The sequence below is a fragment of the Duganella sp. GW821-FHT01E12 genome (genome assembly GCF_059422325.1).
In genome coordinates, this window is sequence record NZ_JBWKWR010000030.1 from 1 (window position 1) to 815 (window position 815).

General features: G+C 47.6%; 2 tRNA genes and 2 rRNA genes. All 4 read left to right on the forward strand.

The features are described 5' to 3' along the window. A 16S ribosomal RNA gene (locus tag AC07WS_RS30320) occupies positions 1-70 on the forward strand; the annotation flags it as partial. Between the two features lie 63 nt (positions 71-133). Continuing rightward, a tRNA-Ile gene (locus tag AC07WS_RS30325) sits at positions 134-210 on the forward strand. 12 nt (positions 211-222) lie between these two features. Next, positions 223-298: transfer RNA gene (locus AC07WS_RS30330), tRNA-Ala, on the forward strand. A gap of 222 nt (positions 299-520) precedes the next feature. Further along, positions 521-815: ribosomal RNA gene (locus AC07WS_RS30335) — 23S ribosomal RNA — on the forward strand; the annotation flags it as partial.

Below are 815 nucleotides of genomic sequence, written 5' to 3' on the forward strand. Positions count from 1 at the left end.
AGGATTCGTGACTGGGGTGAAGTCGTAACAAGGTAGCCGTATCGGAAGGTGCGGCTGGATCACCTCCTTTCTAGAGTAGCACTCTTCATCAAGCGTTCACACTTATCGACTGTCAAATTAAAGAACAGCATTTGGGGCTGTAGCTCAGCTGGTTAGAGCACCGTGTTGATAACGCGGGGGTCGTTGGTTCGAGTCCAACCAGCCCTACCAGTATTACCCAATGGGGGATTAGCTCAGCTGGGAGAGCACCTGCTTTGCAAGCAGGGGGTCGTCGGTTCGATCCCGTCATCCTCCACCAAAAGTTCAAACGTAAGCCACGAGGTTTAGGTTTGGTCTTTTAGAGATCAAGTGCTGTACGTTCTTTAACAATCTGGAAGAAGTAAGTAAATTTTTATTGATCGCAAACGCCGACAGGCGAATGCGATGGGTAATGATTGTATGTATCAACAAACGCAACAACGTAGTACTTCTTATTTCTATAACCGCTCCTTTGTTTAGTCGCAAGGGGCTAACGTTATAGGGACAAGTGAATAAGTGCACATGGTGGATGCCTTGGCGATTACAGGCGATGAAGGACGTAGTAGCTTGCGATAAGCTGCGGGGAGCTAGCAAACAAGCTTTGATCCGCAGATTTCCGAATGGGGAAACCCGGCCTTTTAGGTCATTGCATACTGAATACATAGGTATGCAAAGCGAACGCGGCGAACTGAAACATCTAAGTAGCTGCAGGAAAAGAAATCAACCGAGATTCCCAAAGTAGTGGCGAGCGAAATGGGATGAGCCTGTACGTTTTAGCATGACGCATAACAGAATCC